Origin of the sequence: Micromonospora nigra, from assembly GCF_900091585.1 — a bacterium.
Taxonomy (GTDB): Bacteria; Actinomycetota; Actinomycetes; order Mycobacteriales; family Micromonosporaceae; genus Micromonospora; species Micromonospora nigra.
Genome location: NZ_FMHT01000003.1, coordinates 1702150 through 1717628, shown reverse-complemented (window position 1 = coordinate 1717628; position 15479 = coordinate 1702150). Strand labels below are relative to the sequence as shown.

The 15479-nt window shown below is 70.4% G+C and carries 17 protein-coding genes; 2 read left to right on the top strand and 15 right to left on the bottom strand.

The genetic code is table 11. The annotated features are described in order from the left end of the window. Window positions 1–8: 8 nt before the first annotated feature. From GA0070616_RS07070 to GA0070616_RS07000, 14 genes are all read right to left on the bottom strand, one after another. The gene (locus tag GA0070616_RS07070) at window positions 9–722 is read right to left on the bottom strand and encodes a response regulator (protein ID WP_091078192.1); all 714 of its coding nucleotides are present in this window, start codon (window positions 720–722) and stop codon (window positions 9–11) included. Then, complete coding sequence (locus tag GA0070616_RS07065; protein ID WP_091078189.1) at window positions 695–1870, bottom strand: hypothetical protein; 1176 nt, start codon at window positions 1868–1870, stop codon at window positions 695–697. Before GA0070616_RS07065 ends, GA0070616_RS07070 begins: the two co-directional genes overlap by 28 nt. Further along, a complete protein-coding gene (locus GA0070616_RS07060) occupies window positions 1860–3038 on the bottom strand; it encodes a sensor histidine kinase (RefSeq protein ID WP_091078185.1) in 1179 nt (392 codons plus the stop codon). The genes GA0070616_RS07065 and GA0070616_RS07060 overlap by 11 nt, the downstream gene beginning before the upstream one ends. A gap of 146 nt (window positions 3039–3184) precedes the next feature. Next, window positions 3185–3688, bottom strand: coding sequence for a DUF3592 domain-containing protein (locus GA0070616_RS07055; protein WP_091078182.1), 504 nt, complete (start codon window positions 3686–3688; stop codon window positions 3185–3187). Between the two features lie 84 nt (window positions 3689–3772). Continuing rightward, complete coding sequence (locus GA0070616_RS07050) at window positions 3773–3988, bottom strand: hypothetical protein (RefSeq protein WP_091078177.1); 216 nt, start codon at window positions 3986–3988, stop codon at window positions 3773–3775. An 832-nt stretch (window positions 3989–4820) separates the two neighbouring features. After that, complete coding sequence (locus GA0070616_RS07045; RefSeq protein WP_139128859.1) at window positions 4821–5270, bottom strand: hypothetical protein; 450 nt, start codon at window positions 5268–5270, stop codon at window positions 4821–4823. A gap of 249 nt (window positions 5271–5519) precedes the next feature. Next, window positions 5520–7475, bottom strand: coding sequence for a DUF3987 domain-containing protein (locus GA0070616_RS07040; protein WP_091078168.1), 1956 nt, complete (start codon window positions 7473–7475; stop codon window positions 5520–5522). A gap of 36 nt (window positions 7476–7511) precedes the next feature. After that, window positions 7512–7814: a hypothetical protein gene (locus GA0070616_RS07035; RefSeq protein ID WP_091078164.1), complete on the bottom strand. Its 303-nt coding sequence runs from the start codon at window positions 7812–7814 to the stop codon at window positions 7512–7514. Window positions 7815–8197: 383 nt separating this feature from the next. After that, a complete protein-coding gene (locus tag GA0070616_RS07025; RefSeq protein ID WP_091078156.1) occupies window positions 8198–10375 on the bottom strand; it encodes a cell division protein FtsK in 2178 nt (725 codons plus the stop codon). 94 nt (window positions 10376–10469) lie between these two features. Continuing rightward, the gene (locus tag GA0070616_RS07020; RefSeq protein WP_091078152.1) at window positions 10470–10934 is read right to left on the bottom strand and encodes a DUF3307 domain-containing protein; all 465 of its coding nucleotides are present in this window, start codon (window positions 10932–10934) and stop codon (window positions 10470–10472) included. 91 nt (window positions 10935–11025) lie between these two features. Next, window positions 11026–11820, bottom strand: a complete 795-nt coding sequence (locus tag GA0070616_RS07015; RefSeq protein WP_091078148.1) for an ABC transporter permease — start codon at window positions 11818–11820, stop codon at window positions 11026–11028. Beyond that, the gene (locus tag GA0070616_RS07010; protein ID WP_091090118.1) at window positions 11817–12026 is read right to left on the bottom strand and encodes a hypothetical protein; all 210 of its coding nucleotides are present in this window, start codon (window positions 12024–12026) and stop codon (window positions 11817–11819) included. The genes GA0070616_RS07015 and GA0070616_RS07010 overlap by 4 nt, the downstream gene beginning before the upstream one ends. Window positions 12027–12038: 12 nt before the next feature. Further along, complete coding sequence (locus GA0070616_RS07005; protein ID WP_091078145.1) at window positions 12039–12281, bottom strand: DUF6284 family protein; 243 nt, start codon at window positions 12279–12281, stop codon at window positions 12039–12041. A gap of 349 nt (window positions 12282–12630) precedes the next feature. Next, entirely contained in the window at window positions 12631–12876 is a 246-nt protein-coding gene (locus GA0070616_RS07000) for a helix-turn-helix domain-containing protein (RefSeq protein WP_091078141.1), read from the bottom strand. A 200-nt stretch (window positions 12877–13076) separates the two neighbouring features. On the opposite strand from GA0070616_RS07000, the gene GA0070616_RS27530 reads away from it, so the two are divergent. Further along, window positions 13077–13298, top strand: a complete 222-nt coding sequence (locus tag GA0070616_RS27530; protein WP_139128858.1) for a hypothetical protein — start codon at window positions 13077–13079, stop codon at window positions 13296–13298. Further along, window positions 13295–14290, top strand: a complete 996-nt coding sequence (locus GA0070616_RS06995) for a hypothetical protein (RefSeq protein WP_245712688.1) — start codon at window positions 13295–13297, stop codon at window positions 14288–14290. The genes GA0070616_RS27530 and GA0070616_RS06995 overlap by 4 nt, the downstream gene beginning before the upstream one ends. Here GA0070616_RS06995 and GA0070616_RS06990 read toward each other — a convergent pair. Continuing rightward, entirely contained in the window at window positions 14270–15307 is a 1038-nt protein-coding gene (locus tag GA0070616_RS06990; protein WP_091078134.1) for an NAD-dependent epimerase/dehydratase family protein, read from the bottom strand. The genes GA0070616_RS06995 and GA0070616_RS06990 overlap by 21 nt on opposite strands. Window positions 15308–15479 lie beyond the last annotated feature (172 nt).

Sequence of the window (15479 nt, the reverse complement as noted above, 5' to 3'; positions counted from 1 at the left end):
GACACCCGTTAGGGGGTCGGCCAATCGGCGGACGCGTAGGACCGGTAGGTGCCTATCTCCTCCGGTCGGACGAGTCCGTCCTCGATAGCCCGGGCCAGCAGGGCCGCCTTGGTGGCGGCCGGTCGTCCCGCCCGGGTGTACTTGATTCGGGCCCGGTCGACGTACTGCTTCACGGTGTGCTCGCTGATCCGCATCCGCCGGGCCACCGACGCCTTCGACATCGACTGGAACCACAGCAGCAACGCCTCACGTTCCTTGTCGGACAGGGCCGGCCGATCCGGTCGGGGGTCGCCCACGATGGCCCCGGCCAGCGCCGGCGGCACGTACGGCCGGTCGCTCGCCGCCGCCAGCACCGTCGCCACACAGTGCTCCCGGCCCTCGTGCTTGGCCAGGAACGCCACCGCCCCGGCGTCCAGAGCGGCCAGCATCGTCTGCGGGTCGGTGTGTTCCGAGTAGACCACCACCCGGCGACCCGCCGTGCTCAGCTCGGCCAGCTTGTCCAACACCATCCGGCCGTGCAGCCGCAGGTCCAGCAGCACCACGTCGGCGTCCGGCGCCGCCCGCAGCACCTCGTCCGGGTCGTCACCGGTCGCCAGCACGGTCAGGCGGGGCTCGGTGGCCAGCCAGGCGCGAACCCCGTCGACGACCACCGGGTGATCGTCGACGATGGCCACCCCGACCGGTCGGTCCTGCGTCACCTCCGCCACCGCGCCTGCGTCCACCGGATCTCCCCGTCCCGCTCGTCGTGGTGCTCGACCTGCCCGCCACCGTCGGCAGGCGACGCCGCACCTGCCGACCGCGGCTCCGCCCGGTCCGGGGTCACCAGGCTCACCTCGACCCCGTCCGGCCCGGACACCACCGTCACCCGCGCCCAGCCGGTGGCCCCGGCCAGGGCCGCGACCACCGGATCGGCGAGCTGCCGGCGTACCCGCACCGGCAACGGCGGGGGCGTGCCGATCGTCACCAGGTCGATCGGCAGCCCGGTGCGTTCGGCCAGGTCCGCCGCCGCGCGCAGCTCGTGCAGCAGCGGATCGGGCACGTCGTCGGATTCGGCGATCAGCCGGCGCAGCCGGGCCGCGGCCAGCACCGCGCGGCGCTGCACCTGCGGATCCGTCGGATCGGCCCGGCCGTCGGCCAGCTCGGCGAGCACCGCCCCGGCGGCGGAGCCGACCAGCGCGAGACGGTCCCGCCGCTCCCGCCGCCCCTGCTCGGCGGCCTCCCGCTCGGCCGTCAACGCGTTGGCCGTGGCCGAGGCGGTGGCCCGTGCCCTCGCCAGCCGGGCGATCACCGCCGCCCCGGCGAAGACCGCCGTCGGCAGTGACGAGGTGCCGTACACGTACATGGCGTAGCGGGCCAGGTCGACGGCGCTGGTGGCGCCGTACCCGACCAGCGCGGCCAACGCGATCAGCGAGTGTGCGCCGAGCATGACGAGCAGCCAGTGCACCGGCCGCTGCCACAGCGCCACCACGAAGAACCAGCCCAGTGTGCCCCACACCCAGTTAGCGGCGGTGAACAGCAATGTGTCACTCGCCGTGGCGAACACCGCCACGTCCACCGTCACCAGCAGCGCCAGCAGCGGCACCGGCGGCAACGGCGCACGACGCAGCAGCCGGACCCCGGCAGCCACCCCGAGCGCCGCCGTCAGCAGCCACCCGCCGAGCACCACCTCCGGCACCGCCAGCTCCGCCCGGGCCGCCAGCACCGCCGGCAACCCGACCGCGACGTGCCACACCAGCGCGATGACCACCGCCACCAGCCGGGCACCCCCGTCGGAGGTACGCGCCACGTCCGCAGCGGCCCCACCAGGCCCGACCGGAGCACGCTCCGACGCCAGCCCGACCGTGGGGGCCGCCCGCAGGTCAGTCGACATCGGACCACTCCAGCCGGATCCGGGTGCCCGTCCCGGGCGCGGTGTCCACCTCGGCCCGCCCGCCGACGGTCGCCATCCGGCCACGGACCGACTCGCGCAGCCCGTACCGGTGGGTCGGGACCGTGGCCGGGTCGAAGCCCGGCCCGTCGTCGGTCACCTCCACCACGACCGTGTGGGCGTCCCGGCGCAGCCGCAGGGTGGCCGCCGCGCCCGGCGCGTGCCGCACCACGTTGGACAGGGCCGCGTAGGCGCTCTCGGCGACCGCCTCGGCCACCGGAGCCGGCACCGTGCACGGCGGCAACTCGGCGTCCACCGCCAGCTCGGGCAGCCGCTGCCGGACGGCCCGCAGCCGCTCGTGCAGACCGACCGGCGTGGCCGGGGAGACCGTCCGGGCGTCCGCGAGCGCGGCGAGGGTACGCAGGTCGGCCGCGCACCGCTCGCGCAGCCCCGTCGACGGGCCGGGCACCGCGCCGAGCCCCACCATCGTCAGTGTGGCCAGCGCCGTGTCGTGCAGGTCGCGGTTGGCCTGCCGCTCGGCCTCGCGGGCGGCTCGGGCCACCAGCGCCTCCCGGGTCAGCCGCTGGTGGGCCAGGAAAGCCGCGTCGGCGCGGGCGATCCGGCGGCGCATCACCGCCGTCATGAGGGCCGTGCAGACCGTCTGCGCCAGCAGGGTCACCGTGTGCGCGGCGGCCTCGGTCGGATCACCGGCGGTCTGCGCGCCGACGGCGTACGCGACGGTGACCACCAACCCGGCCGGCACCGACCACCGTGCGGGCACGGTGGCCTGCGCGTTGATGACCGTGGTGCTGGCCAGCACCGCCACCCAGCTCGCCTCGCCGGGCAGCACCTCCGGGGCGACCAGCACCGGAACCGACAGACAGGTGACGGTCGTCAGCGCGACGTCGCCCGCGACCAGCGCACCGCCGATGCCGTGCCGCCAGGCCCGCGCGGCGTACCAGAACGACCAGGCCGTGAGCACGACCACGGTGGGCACCAGCAGAACCGGGCGTACGGGCGGGGTGGTCACCGCCAGCGCCACCACCGCGCCGGCCAGCCCGCAGGTCAGCCGCAGCAGCGCCGGCAGGCGGGTGAAGATGAAGGCGAACGCGCCGCCGGCCGGGCTGTCGACAGGGGCCGACGGCGGTGGCGGGTCGGGAGCGGCCGACATCGGAAGAGGCGTCCTTTGCGACAAACGACCCGATCCGGGTCCGCGCTGCGGAGATAGACGCCGGAGGATAGCATGTGAGCAGCGGTTCGTCACTGACAGCGTACGGCGTGTCGCCACCGTACGCTGGATCAGGACTGGCGGTCCCGCTACCGTCGGGCGCCGAGCCGAGGCACGGGGCGCCGGCTGCGCCACGCGTCCGCCTCGTTGCGCAGCCGGCTCCAGTTCCGCCACAGCCACCACGTCTGGGCCACCCCCAGCGCGACGGCACCGCCGAGGAAGAGGATCACGGGGAGCAGTCCCGGTTCGTCGCCCGACAGGTACGCGCGCTCCGGCCGGTCCCGGTCGTAGCTGAGATCCACGTCCTCCCCGATGTACGGCTCGTTCCAGGGAGGATGGCCGACCCAGGCGATGACCTGTTCCCCGGCCCGCGTCGTGAAGGCGACCGACGCCGACCAGTTCCGACCGTGTAGCTCACGGACCGTCCCGACTGCCCGTTCGCCGCGCGCCATCATCTCGTTCCGTTCGTGCAGGCTCACCACGCCGAGGTAGGCGACGAGCAAGGCCACGAACGCGCCGATGGGAACGCCGAGGGCCGGGTGCCGTAGCCAGTAGCCGGGCCGCCATCGGCTGCGCGGCTTCCGCTCGGCCACCGGGCTGACCGTCTGACCGGCGTGCCATGACCGTGCTGCCCGTGCCCGCCGCCGGTACCGTTTAGCCACGCCGCCTCCCTCCGGCTACCGGCCCGTGGATGGCCCATCGGACTCACCCTGGCGCTCGGCTTGCCAGATGGCGTGTCCCTTCAACAGGTAGCCAATCCAGTAGATCGCGAACAGGATCAGGAAGCACGAAAAGAACACTCCCGAGACGATGCTGGCGATGATGATTGCTCCGCCGTCGGCCAGTCCGTGTGCGGCGGATCCGGCAAGGCCCAGAACGAAGAAGATGACCATGTAGATGGGCAGTGTCGGGCTGTCGGCAGGGTGAGGAACGCGAGTCAGCCGTGGGGCGTGAGGGGCTCGGTTGATCACGCCGTGAGTATCAGGGGCTTTGGTCAGTGAAAGCTAGCGGATCTCCGTGTCGGACAGCCGCCAGACCGTCAGGGGAGGCCGGTAGCCCTTGTGGTGCCCGAAGGGGGCGTCCGGCGGCGGCACCTTCCGACGGACCGGGGTTCGAGGCGGAGCGAGGTCTTCCGATCGTGTCGTCCCTTGGCATGGCCCGCTGAGGCATCGAACGATCACTATTGCCGAGAAGGTCTTTACTTAACAACACCCTCTTGGTAAGGGGAGATTGTGGTGCGCCCGGCAGGATTCGAACCTGCGGCCTTGGGATTAGAAGTGGCATTCACGTCCTAGTCCCTAGTTTCAGTGGTTGCTCTAGCTGCGCAAACTGCTTCCCTGGCGCGCCGCACTTTCCCTGGTAGCCGGCATTTCGCACCACGAATAGCTCCACGGCTGGCCTTAATGCCGGTGTCGAAAGGTAGTAACGCTCCGTAAGGCGGGCCTTCCGGTTGGCGCTGGTCCGGGCTGCTTGGTGTCGGCACTGTCGGGGCGCGCGATGTTCTCGGCTGTCCATTCGTCAGGCTTGTGTGCGTCGTCAGACGGCCCGTGCAGCGGGGCCGGACCGTTGATCCGTCGGCGCGCCGCTGGCCTTCGGTCGTCAGTGTGACGGTTGCAGCCCGCTGAGAGATGCAGTAGACGGATACTTCCCGGGCCGCTGTCGAAACTGTGGACCGGGGCGATGAAAATCCGACATCAGGACGGATGGCTGGGTCGGGCAGTGAGGTCAGCTTCCGTGTTGCGGAGGGAGCTCACAAGCGACCTCTACAACCCACCGGTCATGGTCGGCGCTCTCGCAGGACACTCGGAAGGTGGCTGTACCCCCGTCTGGGCGGGCCCGATCAATTACGTAGCTTTCCCCGCTCCCGATAGGCCAGGCGATATGGTCGATCTTCTTGCTGCCGGCCAGCGTATCAACGAGTTGATGTCCGACCGTGCCTACCTCGATCGTCACATGGGCGAGATCAACCGGGCCTCCGTTGGTGAAGGTTATAGCCTCATGCCTGTCGGCTTCGTGGTAACGGGCCTTGATCTTCGGCTGTCGCTGCTTGTGCCACTGATCTCTGATCAGCTTGAGCTGATCGCGTACAGCCCTGGCCTGGTCCCGGCCGTATTTGACGGCAAGTCCGCTGGTAACGAGAGCCAGAAACGAGATGATCACTGCCAGTACGGTCACACCCGGCACCCTAACCGCTGGCCGTGTGTGGTGGTTGCGCCAGGATGCGTGGCTGCCCTCGACGCCGGGGCGGGGATGCGCAACCCTGAGCTTCGTCATCGGCACCGTCACCGGTGTCATCGGTGTCTTCAAGTAGCCCGGCGCAGTCGACGCGACCACCCGACGGCCGGCCGCTGGTCTAAATGGTGAGAATGGCAGAAATCCCCTGTGGTGGGGATTTCTGCCATTGCGGCCATTTGAACCAGCGGGCTACGCGGGTCTGCGACCTGCCGTCGCGGGTAGGGCGTGCACGGTGCCGGCGGTCTGGTGTACGTCGGGGTGGACGAGGAACGCGGGCGACGGTGGTCGTCCGGCACCGGTGCGGGCCGGTGGGTCGAGGTGGCGCAGGTACCCGTGGACTTCGAGTAGGGAGAGGACGGGGTCGAGGTCGGCGGCGGTGGGGATCTGGCTGCGGACGGCCCGGTACAGCTCCTTCTTGGTGAACGTGGTCGAGCCGGTGCGTTCGATCCAGGCGAGCACGAGCCGGGCGTACCGCGTGCTCTTGTCGGCTCCCATGTCGTCGAACGCGGCCAGGGCGTGAGCGGCGAAGTACTCGCCGAGCAGCGCGGCCCGCTCCACCGTCTCAGCGGTGACGGGCTTGCCCCAGCCGTCGCGGAGGTGTTCGGCGAGGTGGATCAGGCCGGCGAGGCGGACCACTGCGCCGGTGTATTTGCTGCCCCAGTCCACGACGTGTCCCCACGCGCCACCGGGGGCGAGACGCGGCTCCACAGCCCGTTCGATGTCCAACACGCGTTCGTTGGCTTCCGGGGTGAGTGGGAGCACGGCGGGGTCGGTCCATTCGGCGAGGGTGGCGACCAGTGCGCCGAGGTTAGCGGCGTAGGCGGTGGCGATGGGTTCGGGTACCGGGTCGGCACCGATTTTCCGGCGGCCAACGGTGTTTTCCGGCAGGCTGAACAGGATTCGGGCCAGCAGCCCTTTGCCTCGGAAGCCGGGCATGTCGGCTATGTCGCGCAGCACGTCGGGTTGCACGGCCAGGCCGAGGGTGAGGGCGGGGTGTTCGACGTGTTCGGGGGCGCGTGAGCGGCGGTTGACGCGCAGCATGTCTCCGGCGTGGCCCTTGAGGAACACTTCCAGGTTGGGAGTGCCGGAGTAGCGGCCGGCGATCGTGGCGAAGATGCCCCCTTCGGGGGAGAGGACGGCGAGGCGTCCGCCCTGCTCGGCGAGCAGGGATGCGGCTTCCTCGCTGGTGACGTCGTCGGCGACCAGTTGCGGTAGGACGGGCACGGTCACGGCGTCGGCATTCATCGCGGCGGCCGTCGCTTCGGCAAGCAGGGTGTCCCGGCCGGACGCGTCGGCGTTCGCGGCGGCGATGGCGGCTTTCTCGGCCGTCTTGCCGGCGACGCGGGCGGCCAGCTCGGCTTCCACGATCGCCGGTTTGGTCCGCTCGACAAGGGTCTTCTCTGCGGCGAGTAGCGGCCCGGTCATGGCGGCGAACACGGCGGATTTGCGGGAGCCGGGCGGCAGCACGACGACGGTGAACAGGTTGGTCGGTTCGCGCCAGGAGCCGCGTACCTCCACTTCGGCGCGGCCCCCGGCGGCGGTGGACAGGGCGGCTAGGGCGATGCAGCCGGCGAGGTCGACGGGGGTTTGGGTGAACTCGGCGACGGCGTAGACGTGCTCGGCGACCCATTCGGGCAGCACGTAGGCCGGGAACTCGGGGAGGTGCCGGCGGTCGCCGAGCGGGATCAGCGGTGCCCACTGGGTGCCGGTGGCGGCGTGGTCGAGCATTGCGCGGCCGGTGGCGAGGACGTCGGCGACGTCGGCACCCTGGTCGGCTTTCTCGGCGAAGTAGACGCCGAGGTCGGCGACCTGGCGGCGGCGGGCGTGGTCGGCGACGATCCGCGCGTAGTGCCCGGCGTTCGCGGTGGTGGGCACAGCGGCAATGAGGGTGTGTAGGTACGGGGCACCGCCGACCTTGGCCAGGTCGCCGGTTGCGGCGAGTCGGGCGGCCAGGGCGATCGGGTCGACCGGTTCACCGGTGGCGTGCATCGCGCAAAGCGTTTCCCACAGCCGACCGTGTGCCGGCCGGTGGAAATCGGTCGGGGCGAGCGTGGGGGCGAGGTCGGCGACGACGGACGGGTTGAGTAGCGCAGCGCCGATCACGGCCTGCTCGGCGGCGTGGTCGTGTGCGGGCGGTCGGGTCACGATGACGCGCTCCTGTCGTGAGGCGGGGAAGACAAGTCAGGCGGCGGTGCGGCCAGGGCGCGGCCGGCGGATTGCGGCGGCGTGGGTCACCAGGTCGCGTAGGTCGGCGAGCAGGGTGCCGAGCTGGCGGCGGGCGGCCGGGTCGACGTCGGCCAGGACGACGCGTACGCGGATCTCGGCGTGTTCGCGGCCGTCGCTGGCCCGCACCCGGACGAGGACGGCGCGAGCGTGGCCGGGCAGGTCGACCACGATCTCTGCCGAGCGATGTTCGTTGAGGTTGCAGCGGTGGTCGCGGGCGCAGAAATCGGTATGACCGGTGCGGCCGGCGCGGGCGGTCACTTCTGGCCTGCCCGGTATTCAGCGCGGACGTATTCGATCAGGCGGCGGCCGATGCGGACGCGGCGACCGGTGCCGTCGCATCTGCGGCAGTCGCGTCGGGTACCGATGGCGGTGCGGTGGTTGCGGCGGCCCCGGCAGCGGCGGCAGCGTCCCCACGGGGCGACGACGCACAGGATCAGGTACCACACTGTGTAACCGAAGGCGGCGAGGCTAGCGAGCAGGGCAATAGTGGTCACGAAACGCCTCCACGAGCCGGTTTGAGGGTGCGCAGGGCTGACGCCGCTAGTGACTAGGACGCTGGCCAGGGTTGGGATTGGTTGCTAGCGGGGGTGCTAGGTCTAGCGGGGAGTGCCGCTAGACCTAGCAACCGATCGCTGTCCGGGTTAGGCGGCTTTGTCGCCGCGCCGCTTGTGACGCTCTGCAACCGCATCGGCGATGTCGGCCCGGTCGATGCCGCGCCGGTTCGCGCCCTTGCCGGTAGTGGGGTCGGTGCCCCACACCTGCCCCGTGGTGATTCCGTACGGCTTGAGCGCCGCCGTCAGCTGATCGCGAGTCAGGTCTCCGTACGCGTCGGCGTTCAACTCGGCGAGCCGCTCCGTCAGCGTCTCCGCCCACACCTTCGGCTCCGTCGCCGGGACCACGGTGAGGATGTCGTCCAACAGGGTGTCCCGCCGCGCCGCCGGGGTCGGCGTGGCCTGCCCGATCGCGTGACCGGTGAGCGTCCCGGCAGCCTCGCGCAGGGCGCGGGCCCGGTCGGTGATCTTCTCGGCGGTGGGGCCGTCGACGTAGAAGGTGCGCACGATCTGCGCGTCGTCGGCCGCGCCGACGAGGTAGCCCACGCCCTTGTCCTTCTTGGCGAACATGGTCGCCCGGATGCCGTTCTTGTATGCCGACGTGCCGAGGATCATGTCGTTCTCGATCTGCCCCATGACCCGCAAGCAGAAGCGGGTACCGGCGTTCGCGCTGACCCCCGTGGGGAGGCTCTTGGCGTCGGGCCGCTGGGTGGCCACGACAAGGATCACGCCCAGGGCACGGCCGAGCTTGATGATCTTCTCGGCGAGTTCCCCGGCTTCCTTGCCGAACTCCGGGTGCGAGAAGAGTTCCTGTACCTCGTCCAGCGCGACCACGAGCCAGTGCAGGCCGAGCTTCTTGCGCCGGGCGAGTTCGGGGGTGACCTTGTTGTCCGGGCACACCGCCTTGGGTAGGCCCTTGATGACGGCGGCGCGGCGCTGGCACTCCTTGCGCAGCTCCCGCAACGCCAACAGCCCCTCTTCGGCGGTGTCGTCGTCCTGCCCCGACGCATACCGCGCCGACACCTTCTCCAACGGGTCGAGTCCACCGGTGCCCTTGAAGTCGAAGCACCACAGTTCCGCGTACGGGTCCAGGGCTGCGGCGAGCATCGGCACCTGCGTGGCGGCCGTCTTGCCGTAGCCAGGGATCGAACCGATGAGCAGGTTCGTGTAGGGCAGGTCGAAGGAGATGATCCGTCCACGCGGGTCGGTGCCGAACGGCACCGGCTTGGCGAGGTCGAAACCGCCGGACGCCTTGAGCAGCGGCCAGGCAGCCGGCTTCGCGGCGGCCATGTCCTGATCCCCGACCCACAGCAGCAGTCGGCCTGGGTGCACCTCCGGCTGTCCCTCCGGCCAGACGCAGCCCAGCGGCCGGGTGAGGCCGGCGGCGAGCCGATCGCGCCGCTCGATTACGTCCCCAGCGGTCACGCCCGGCGGCAGATCGATGTCGGCCCGCCAGCCGGGGCCGTCGCGGGTGATCGGGGCGGTGAAGGCGATAGCGCGGTTGCCCTGCTTGGCAATGGCCTGGCTGATGCCGGAGATGCCGAGCACCGCCAGGGCGCGTACCACCACATCGGAGGTGAGCCGGGCGACCCTGGGCACGACCACGGCGGTGTCGAGCAGCGGCTTGTCGGCCGGCTGACCGAACATCCCGCACAGCGTCACCAGCAGCGCCAGCACGGCCCACCGCGCCCACTCCGGTGCGAGAGCGACCGCCACGCCCCCGGCCAGGGCGATGGCGAGGGTGAAAGTGGCGACGATGCCACGCCACCGCACCCGCCGGTCACGCTGGCGGGACAGCTTGAGGTAGTCCTCGGCGTTCTCTCGGCGGACGGTGGCCTGCCGGACCGGCTCGCCTTCCCAGTCGAACAGCCACCGGGTCGCCCCGGACAGCATCCGCCACGCGCCGGCCGGGGCGCGCAGCGCCAACTTGCCGGCGTACTTCGGCGTACGGGTGGCGTGGTAGGCGGTGGTGTGCAACAGGTGCCCGACCGCCCACCGCATCGTGTCGCGCAGCTCGGCACGCGAGCGCAGCCAGGCCGGCAGGATCGGACGCCGCTGACCGGCGCGTACGCCGTCGAGGGTGAACCGCGGCGCGCGCTGCGCGGCCGGCGAATCGACCAGCACCGGCCCACCGTCGTCGCTGTCGGCGTTGATGCGGGCGGTACGGGCGGCGTCCAGGTCGACCACGTTCGCGTCGGGGGCATCTCCGGTCAGGTCGCGCTCGGCGGCCCGCCAGTCGAATCGGTCGTCGTCTCGGGGGGACGTCATGTTGGCTGTTCCTCCATGTGGGTTGTGGCGGTGGGGAAGGGCCGGCGGCGCGGCGCAGGTTGGTAGCCAGGTGGCCGCGCCGCCGGGCAGGGGATCAGGCGGCGAACAGGGCAGCGATGAACAGCCAGCCGATGTGCCAGGACTGGTCGAGGGCGTAGGCCCCGGTGCCCAAGCTCGGGTTGTCGTCACGGCCGGGGCGGGGTGCGCCGAGGGCGTAGAAGTCGGCCGAGCCGAGGGCGGCGGCGATCCGGCGAAGCGGGGTGCGCCGATCGGCGATGTAGTGGGTGACCGCCGAGATGGTCAGCCCGACCGCCACACCCCACGGGGCGAGCCTCAAGCCGGTGCCGGCGATCAGGAACACCAGCGCCAGGCCGGCGGTGGCGGTGTAGGTGGCGACGTGGGCGGCGCAGGCGATGCGGCCGGTCCAGCCAGGCTGCCCCTTGCAGTCGGCCTGGTGCTGCGTCTGCACCCAGTGATCGGCGACCTGGTGGGCGACGTAGAGGGCGACGAACACGGCTGCGAACGTGGCGGCGTGGCGGCCGGTGGGATCTGCGAACATGGGTGGTCTCTCCCGAGGTCGTTGGCTGAGGGGTGGAGGGCCGGCGGCGCGGCGCAGGTTGGTAGCCAGGTGGCCGCGCCGCCGGGCGGAACTAGTCGTGCGTCCGGACGAGGTGTGCGAGGGCGGCGCCCATGCCGAGCACCGCCACCGGGAGGCAGGCGACGGCGGTGGTGATCCACCACGGGGCCGAGGTGACCCCGGCTGCCTCCAAGAGGTGGTAGGCGACCTGGCCGAGCGCGCCGACGAGCAGCGAGGCGATGGCGGACCACTTGGCGAAGCGGCGGGCCCGGTCCGGCACTCGGCCGGACAGCCACACGTAGAGCGCGTACGCGCCGTACGTCTCCACGCCGATCGGCAGGGTGATCGCCGAGTTGATGGAGAAGCTGTCCCAGATCCCCGGCAACGGGTGGACCACCCCGAACCCGGTGAGTCCGCCGAGTCCGACCCACCCGGACCAGATCGCCACGAACGCGGGCAGTGCCAGCAGCACCACCGGCCACACCACTGCCCGCCGGTTGCCCGTCGAGTCGGCCGGAATCGCCTCGGTCGTGATGTTGGTGCCCAGGTCTGCGACGGGTGCTGCCTGCTCCGACACGACCGGCGGGGTGTTGTCGCTGGCCGGCGGCAGGTCCGATGCCGGAACCGGGTTAGCGGTCGGGTCCGGGACGCTGTCGACCGGGTCGTTGGTGGGCTCGGCGGTGGTCCGTGAAGCGTCGGTGCGGGTCAGCGCGGCGAGGATCGCGTCAGCCTTCGGACCACCCACCCGCAGCTCCTTCTTGATGCGGTTGCGCGACGGGATCTCGCCGAGCTGGTCGGCCAGGTCGCGGGCGGCGGGGATCAGGTCTTCGACCGGCCGGGGGAAGGCCGACAGCGTGGGGGCGGTCATGACTGGTGCTCCTCCGGTGGCGTCGTGGTGTAGATGAGGGAGAAGAGGGCTTGTTGCAGGGCCAGCAGGTCGGCCCCGCATCCGTCGTACGGGCCGCTCATCGGCGGATAGCCGTGCGCGGCGAGGACCTGGGCCACGTCATGCACCAGGCCGAACGTGAAACGGGAGTCCTCAGCCCGCAGCGGGATCGGAAATCGACGGCCCATCGCGGCCACCACCTACGCCGCCCGGCCGTCGGCCGAGCGAACGGCGAGCAGGTCACGCGCCTCACGCAGCACCCGGCGCTGTGCCCGACGAAGCCGCTGCCAGTCCAACTCGGTCGGGCCGGCGTCGCTGGTCAGTACGACGATCTGCGCGTCGAGCAACAAAACCTCAGCCTCGATCAGCGGCAACTCCTGCTCGATCTCGGAGAGTTCAGCGGCGTTCGGCTCGACGTCGGGGGAGTGGTTCGACTCAGTCACTTCGTGTCCCTTCCGGCTGATCTGGCGCTCTTCGATGCGCGCCTCTGTTGCGCAACAAGGTAGCGATACGCGGGTCTGTTGCGCAAGGGGGTAGCGGTATGTTGGTCCGATGAGTGATGCGCGAGATGAGCTGTCAGCAGCTACGAAGCGGTATCGGCGTACCGAAGCTGCTCACGAAGCGGCACGCGAAGCGGTGGTTGCGGCGGTGGTTGCGGCGCTCCGTGACGGCGTTGGTCCGGCTGAGGTCGAGCGGCTGTCGCCGTTCAGCGGTGCGTACGTTCGGAAGTTGGCTCGGGAGCACAGCGTCCCGCCTGCGCCGCCGGGACCGAAGCGGGCAACCCGGTAGCGGTCACCCGGCGGGCCGCAACGCGTAGTTGCTGGCGTCCACCAGGCCGTACGCCAGCGCGGACGCCTCCATTTCGTCGATGGCGCGTGCCGGGATCACGAAGCGGCCACGGACCTTGATGGCGGGGAACTGGCCGGCGTGGATCGCGCGGTAGAGGGTCACCTCCGACATGCCGAGAATCGTTGCGGTGTCCGCGACCGACCGGAACCGAGGGCGGTCGTTCTTGGCGGCGGCGAGGGGTTCAGCCACGGGAGTCTCCTCAGTAGTCTGTGCTTGGCGTTCCGTTCGGCTTGCTGAGACCCAGTGAAGTCGAAAAGAAGCGGAGCGCCCATGCAAAACCAGTGCAACGCTCGGCAATCCGATGCAACTTGCAAGCTCGGGAGACCATGGTGGCGACGGTAGATCGGTGGACAGGGAGCCTTGCCTGTTCGCTTCAAGCTGCCGCCGGAATGACGAACGAAGGATTTGCCGGGTGGCTCGGCATCGCGACGAGGACGGTCGCGTACTGGCACAGTCGGCCCGACACGACTCCCGGGAACGCCAACCAAGACGTGCTTGATGCCGCCTTGGACCGTGTATCGGATTCGGTTCGCTCCCGGTTTCTCGAAATGCTCAGCGGAGCGCATCCGGGGGAAATGCTGGCAGCAGCGGCAGTGTTGTTGACGCTGTGAGCGCTGCTGCTGATTCGATTGCCAACGATTCCTTGCTGATGAGCCTTGCGCTGCCGAACGACTCTATCGAGTCCTTACAGGAAGACGTGATGCTGCTCGCTCGATCGGGAGGAATGGCGGCCTTCGACGTGTTCAGCAGTGCCCGCCGGTTGCGGGACGAAGCGAGGGCTTTGGTCGAGCGCACCCGTCGGCCCGTCGAGCTTGCCGACCTCTACGTGATCATTGGTCAGAGTGCTTCGCTAATGGCCTCTACCGCCTTCGATCTCGGGCACTGGAACGAGTCGGCTGCCCTGGCCAGGGCATCGACGCAGTACGCCGACCTGGCAGGACACGCGTCGTTGAAGGCGTGGACCTACGGCCTGCAAATGACTCTCGCCAACTGGCGCAACGAACCCGATTCCGCCCTGAGCTACTTCGCCCGCGCCATGCGGTCGGCACCGGAGGGCGAGCCGAGACTGAGGCTTCGCTACGTCGCTGCCCGCTCTCATGCGCTGCTCGCGGACTCCGATTCCGTCGCGGCCGTCTTGGAGGCGGCGCAGCGAGACAGAGAAGCGGCAGCGGACCGGCCCGACGAACTTGCCACCGTTACCGGCGGGGAGTTCGCATTCGGCGACGCGCGGGCGGCGGCATGTGCGGCAGCGGCATGGCTTGACCTCCGCAACGGCGAGCAGGCCGCAAGGTACGCCCGAGAGGCGTTGCAGGTGTACGAGGCGTTGCCGTCGCCCAGGCGGCCGTACTCGCAGATCAACGGAACGCAGATCGACGTAGCGGCTGCTCACCTCCACATGCGAGACAAGGACGGCGCGGCTGAAGCACTTCGTACCGTCTTGGACCTGCCGCCGCAGAAGCGCAACGTCTCGCTAACTGGCCGGCTGTCGCGGATCGAGCGCATGCTGAGCCAGTCGCCGTGGGACCGTGATGCGGACGCGCGCCAGCTCGCCGAGCGCATCTCGGTCTGGCTGTCGGAAACCTCAGCGCGCCCGCTCACCTGACTGCTGCCGCCAGGCGGCCAATACCTGCGCTTCCCTTTCCGGGCTGATGCCGATCTCGGCGGCCCGGTCGTGGTTGCTGGCTTCACCGCTCTCCACCATCCACCGCCAGGTGTCGCGGACGGTCAGGGAGAGCGGCCGGCAGCGCAGGCCGGCTGCCTGCGCCTTGGTGGTATCGACGCCCCATACGCCGTCGAACGTGCGCCATAGAGGCAGTTCAGACCACTGCCGGACGCCTTGGCTGAGCAACACCTCATCGGGCACCCACTCGAAGGAAGCGCCCGCCTGGGTGGCGTGAGCGCAGTCCGCCAGTAGTCCGCCGAAGGTGGCACCGCCCACCGGGGCGCAGACGTTGAACGCGCCCGAGGAGCCTTCGGTGATGCTGTGGAGTGTGAACGCGGCCAGGTCGCGTACGTCGACCGGCTGAATCGTGCGGTCGGGGGAGCCGGGGGCTAGGACTTGCCCACCCGCAGCCACGCGGCGCAGCCACCACGGCAGGCGGCCGACGTACTCACGCGGGCCGAGCACGACACCGGGACGCAGGATCGTTGTCCGGTCAGCTCCGAACGCGGCGACGGCTGCTGCCTCGCAGCCGGACTTTTGGTAGCCGTACTGGGTCGGCCCATCCTCGGTGTCAGTGCCATAATCGGGGCCGGCGTCCGGCGGGCAGTAGAGCACCTCGGACTGCTCGCTGAAGGGCTTCAGCGGCCAGTCTTGGTAGACGCTGACCGTGGACATGAAGACGTAGCGTTCGGCTACAGGAGCGAGCGTGCGAGCTACGTCGAGAACGTTCCTAGGCACATAGCCCGAGGTGTCGACCACGGCATCCCAGGGGCCAGCGGCGGCGAGGGTGGTGACGTCCTCAGAGCGGGTCCGGTCGCCCCGGATGGGCTGGACGGCCTCTAGGAAGGGGTCGGAGGTGCCCCGGTTGAACGTGGTGACCTCCCAGCCAGCATCGATGGCGGCCGTGACGATCGCGTGGCCTACGAACCAGGTTCCGCCGAGCACTAGCAAACGCATAGGTCCATCATGCCGAGCAGGGGTGATCGCCCGATCGGCGGAGGACGCCGACAGCCAGTTGCCGAGTTGGTCACGAAATCGAGTCAAGGCGCCCGCAAGCGGGCCGAGCCGGCCGGGCCGCGGCCTGCTGGCGACCTTCGGCCGGCATCGGCCGGGCCGGCCGGCCACGCTT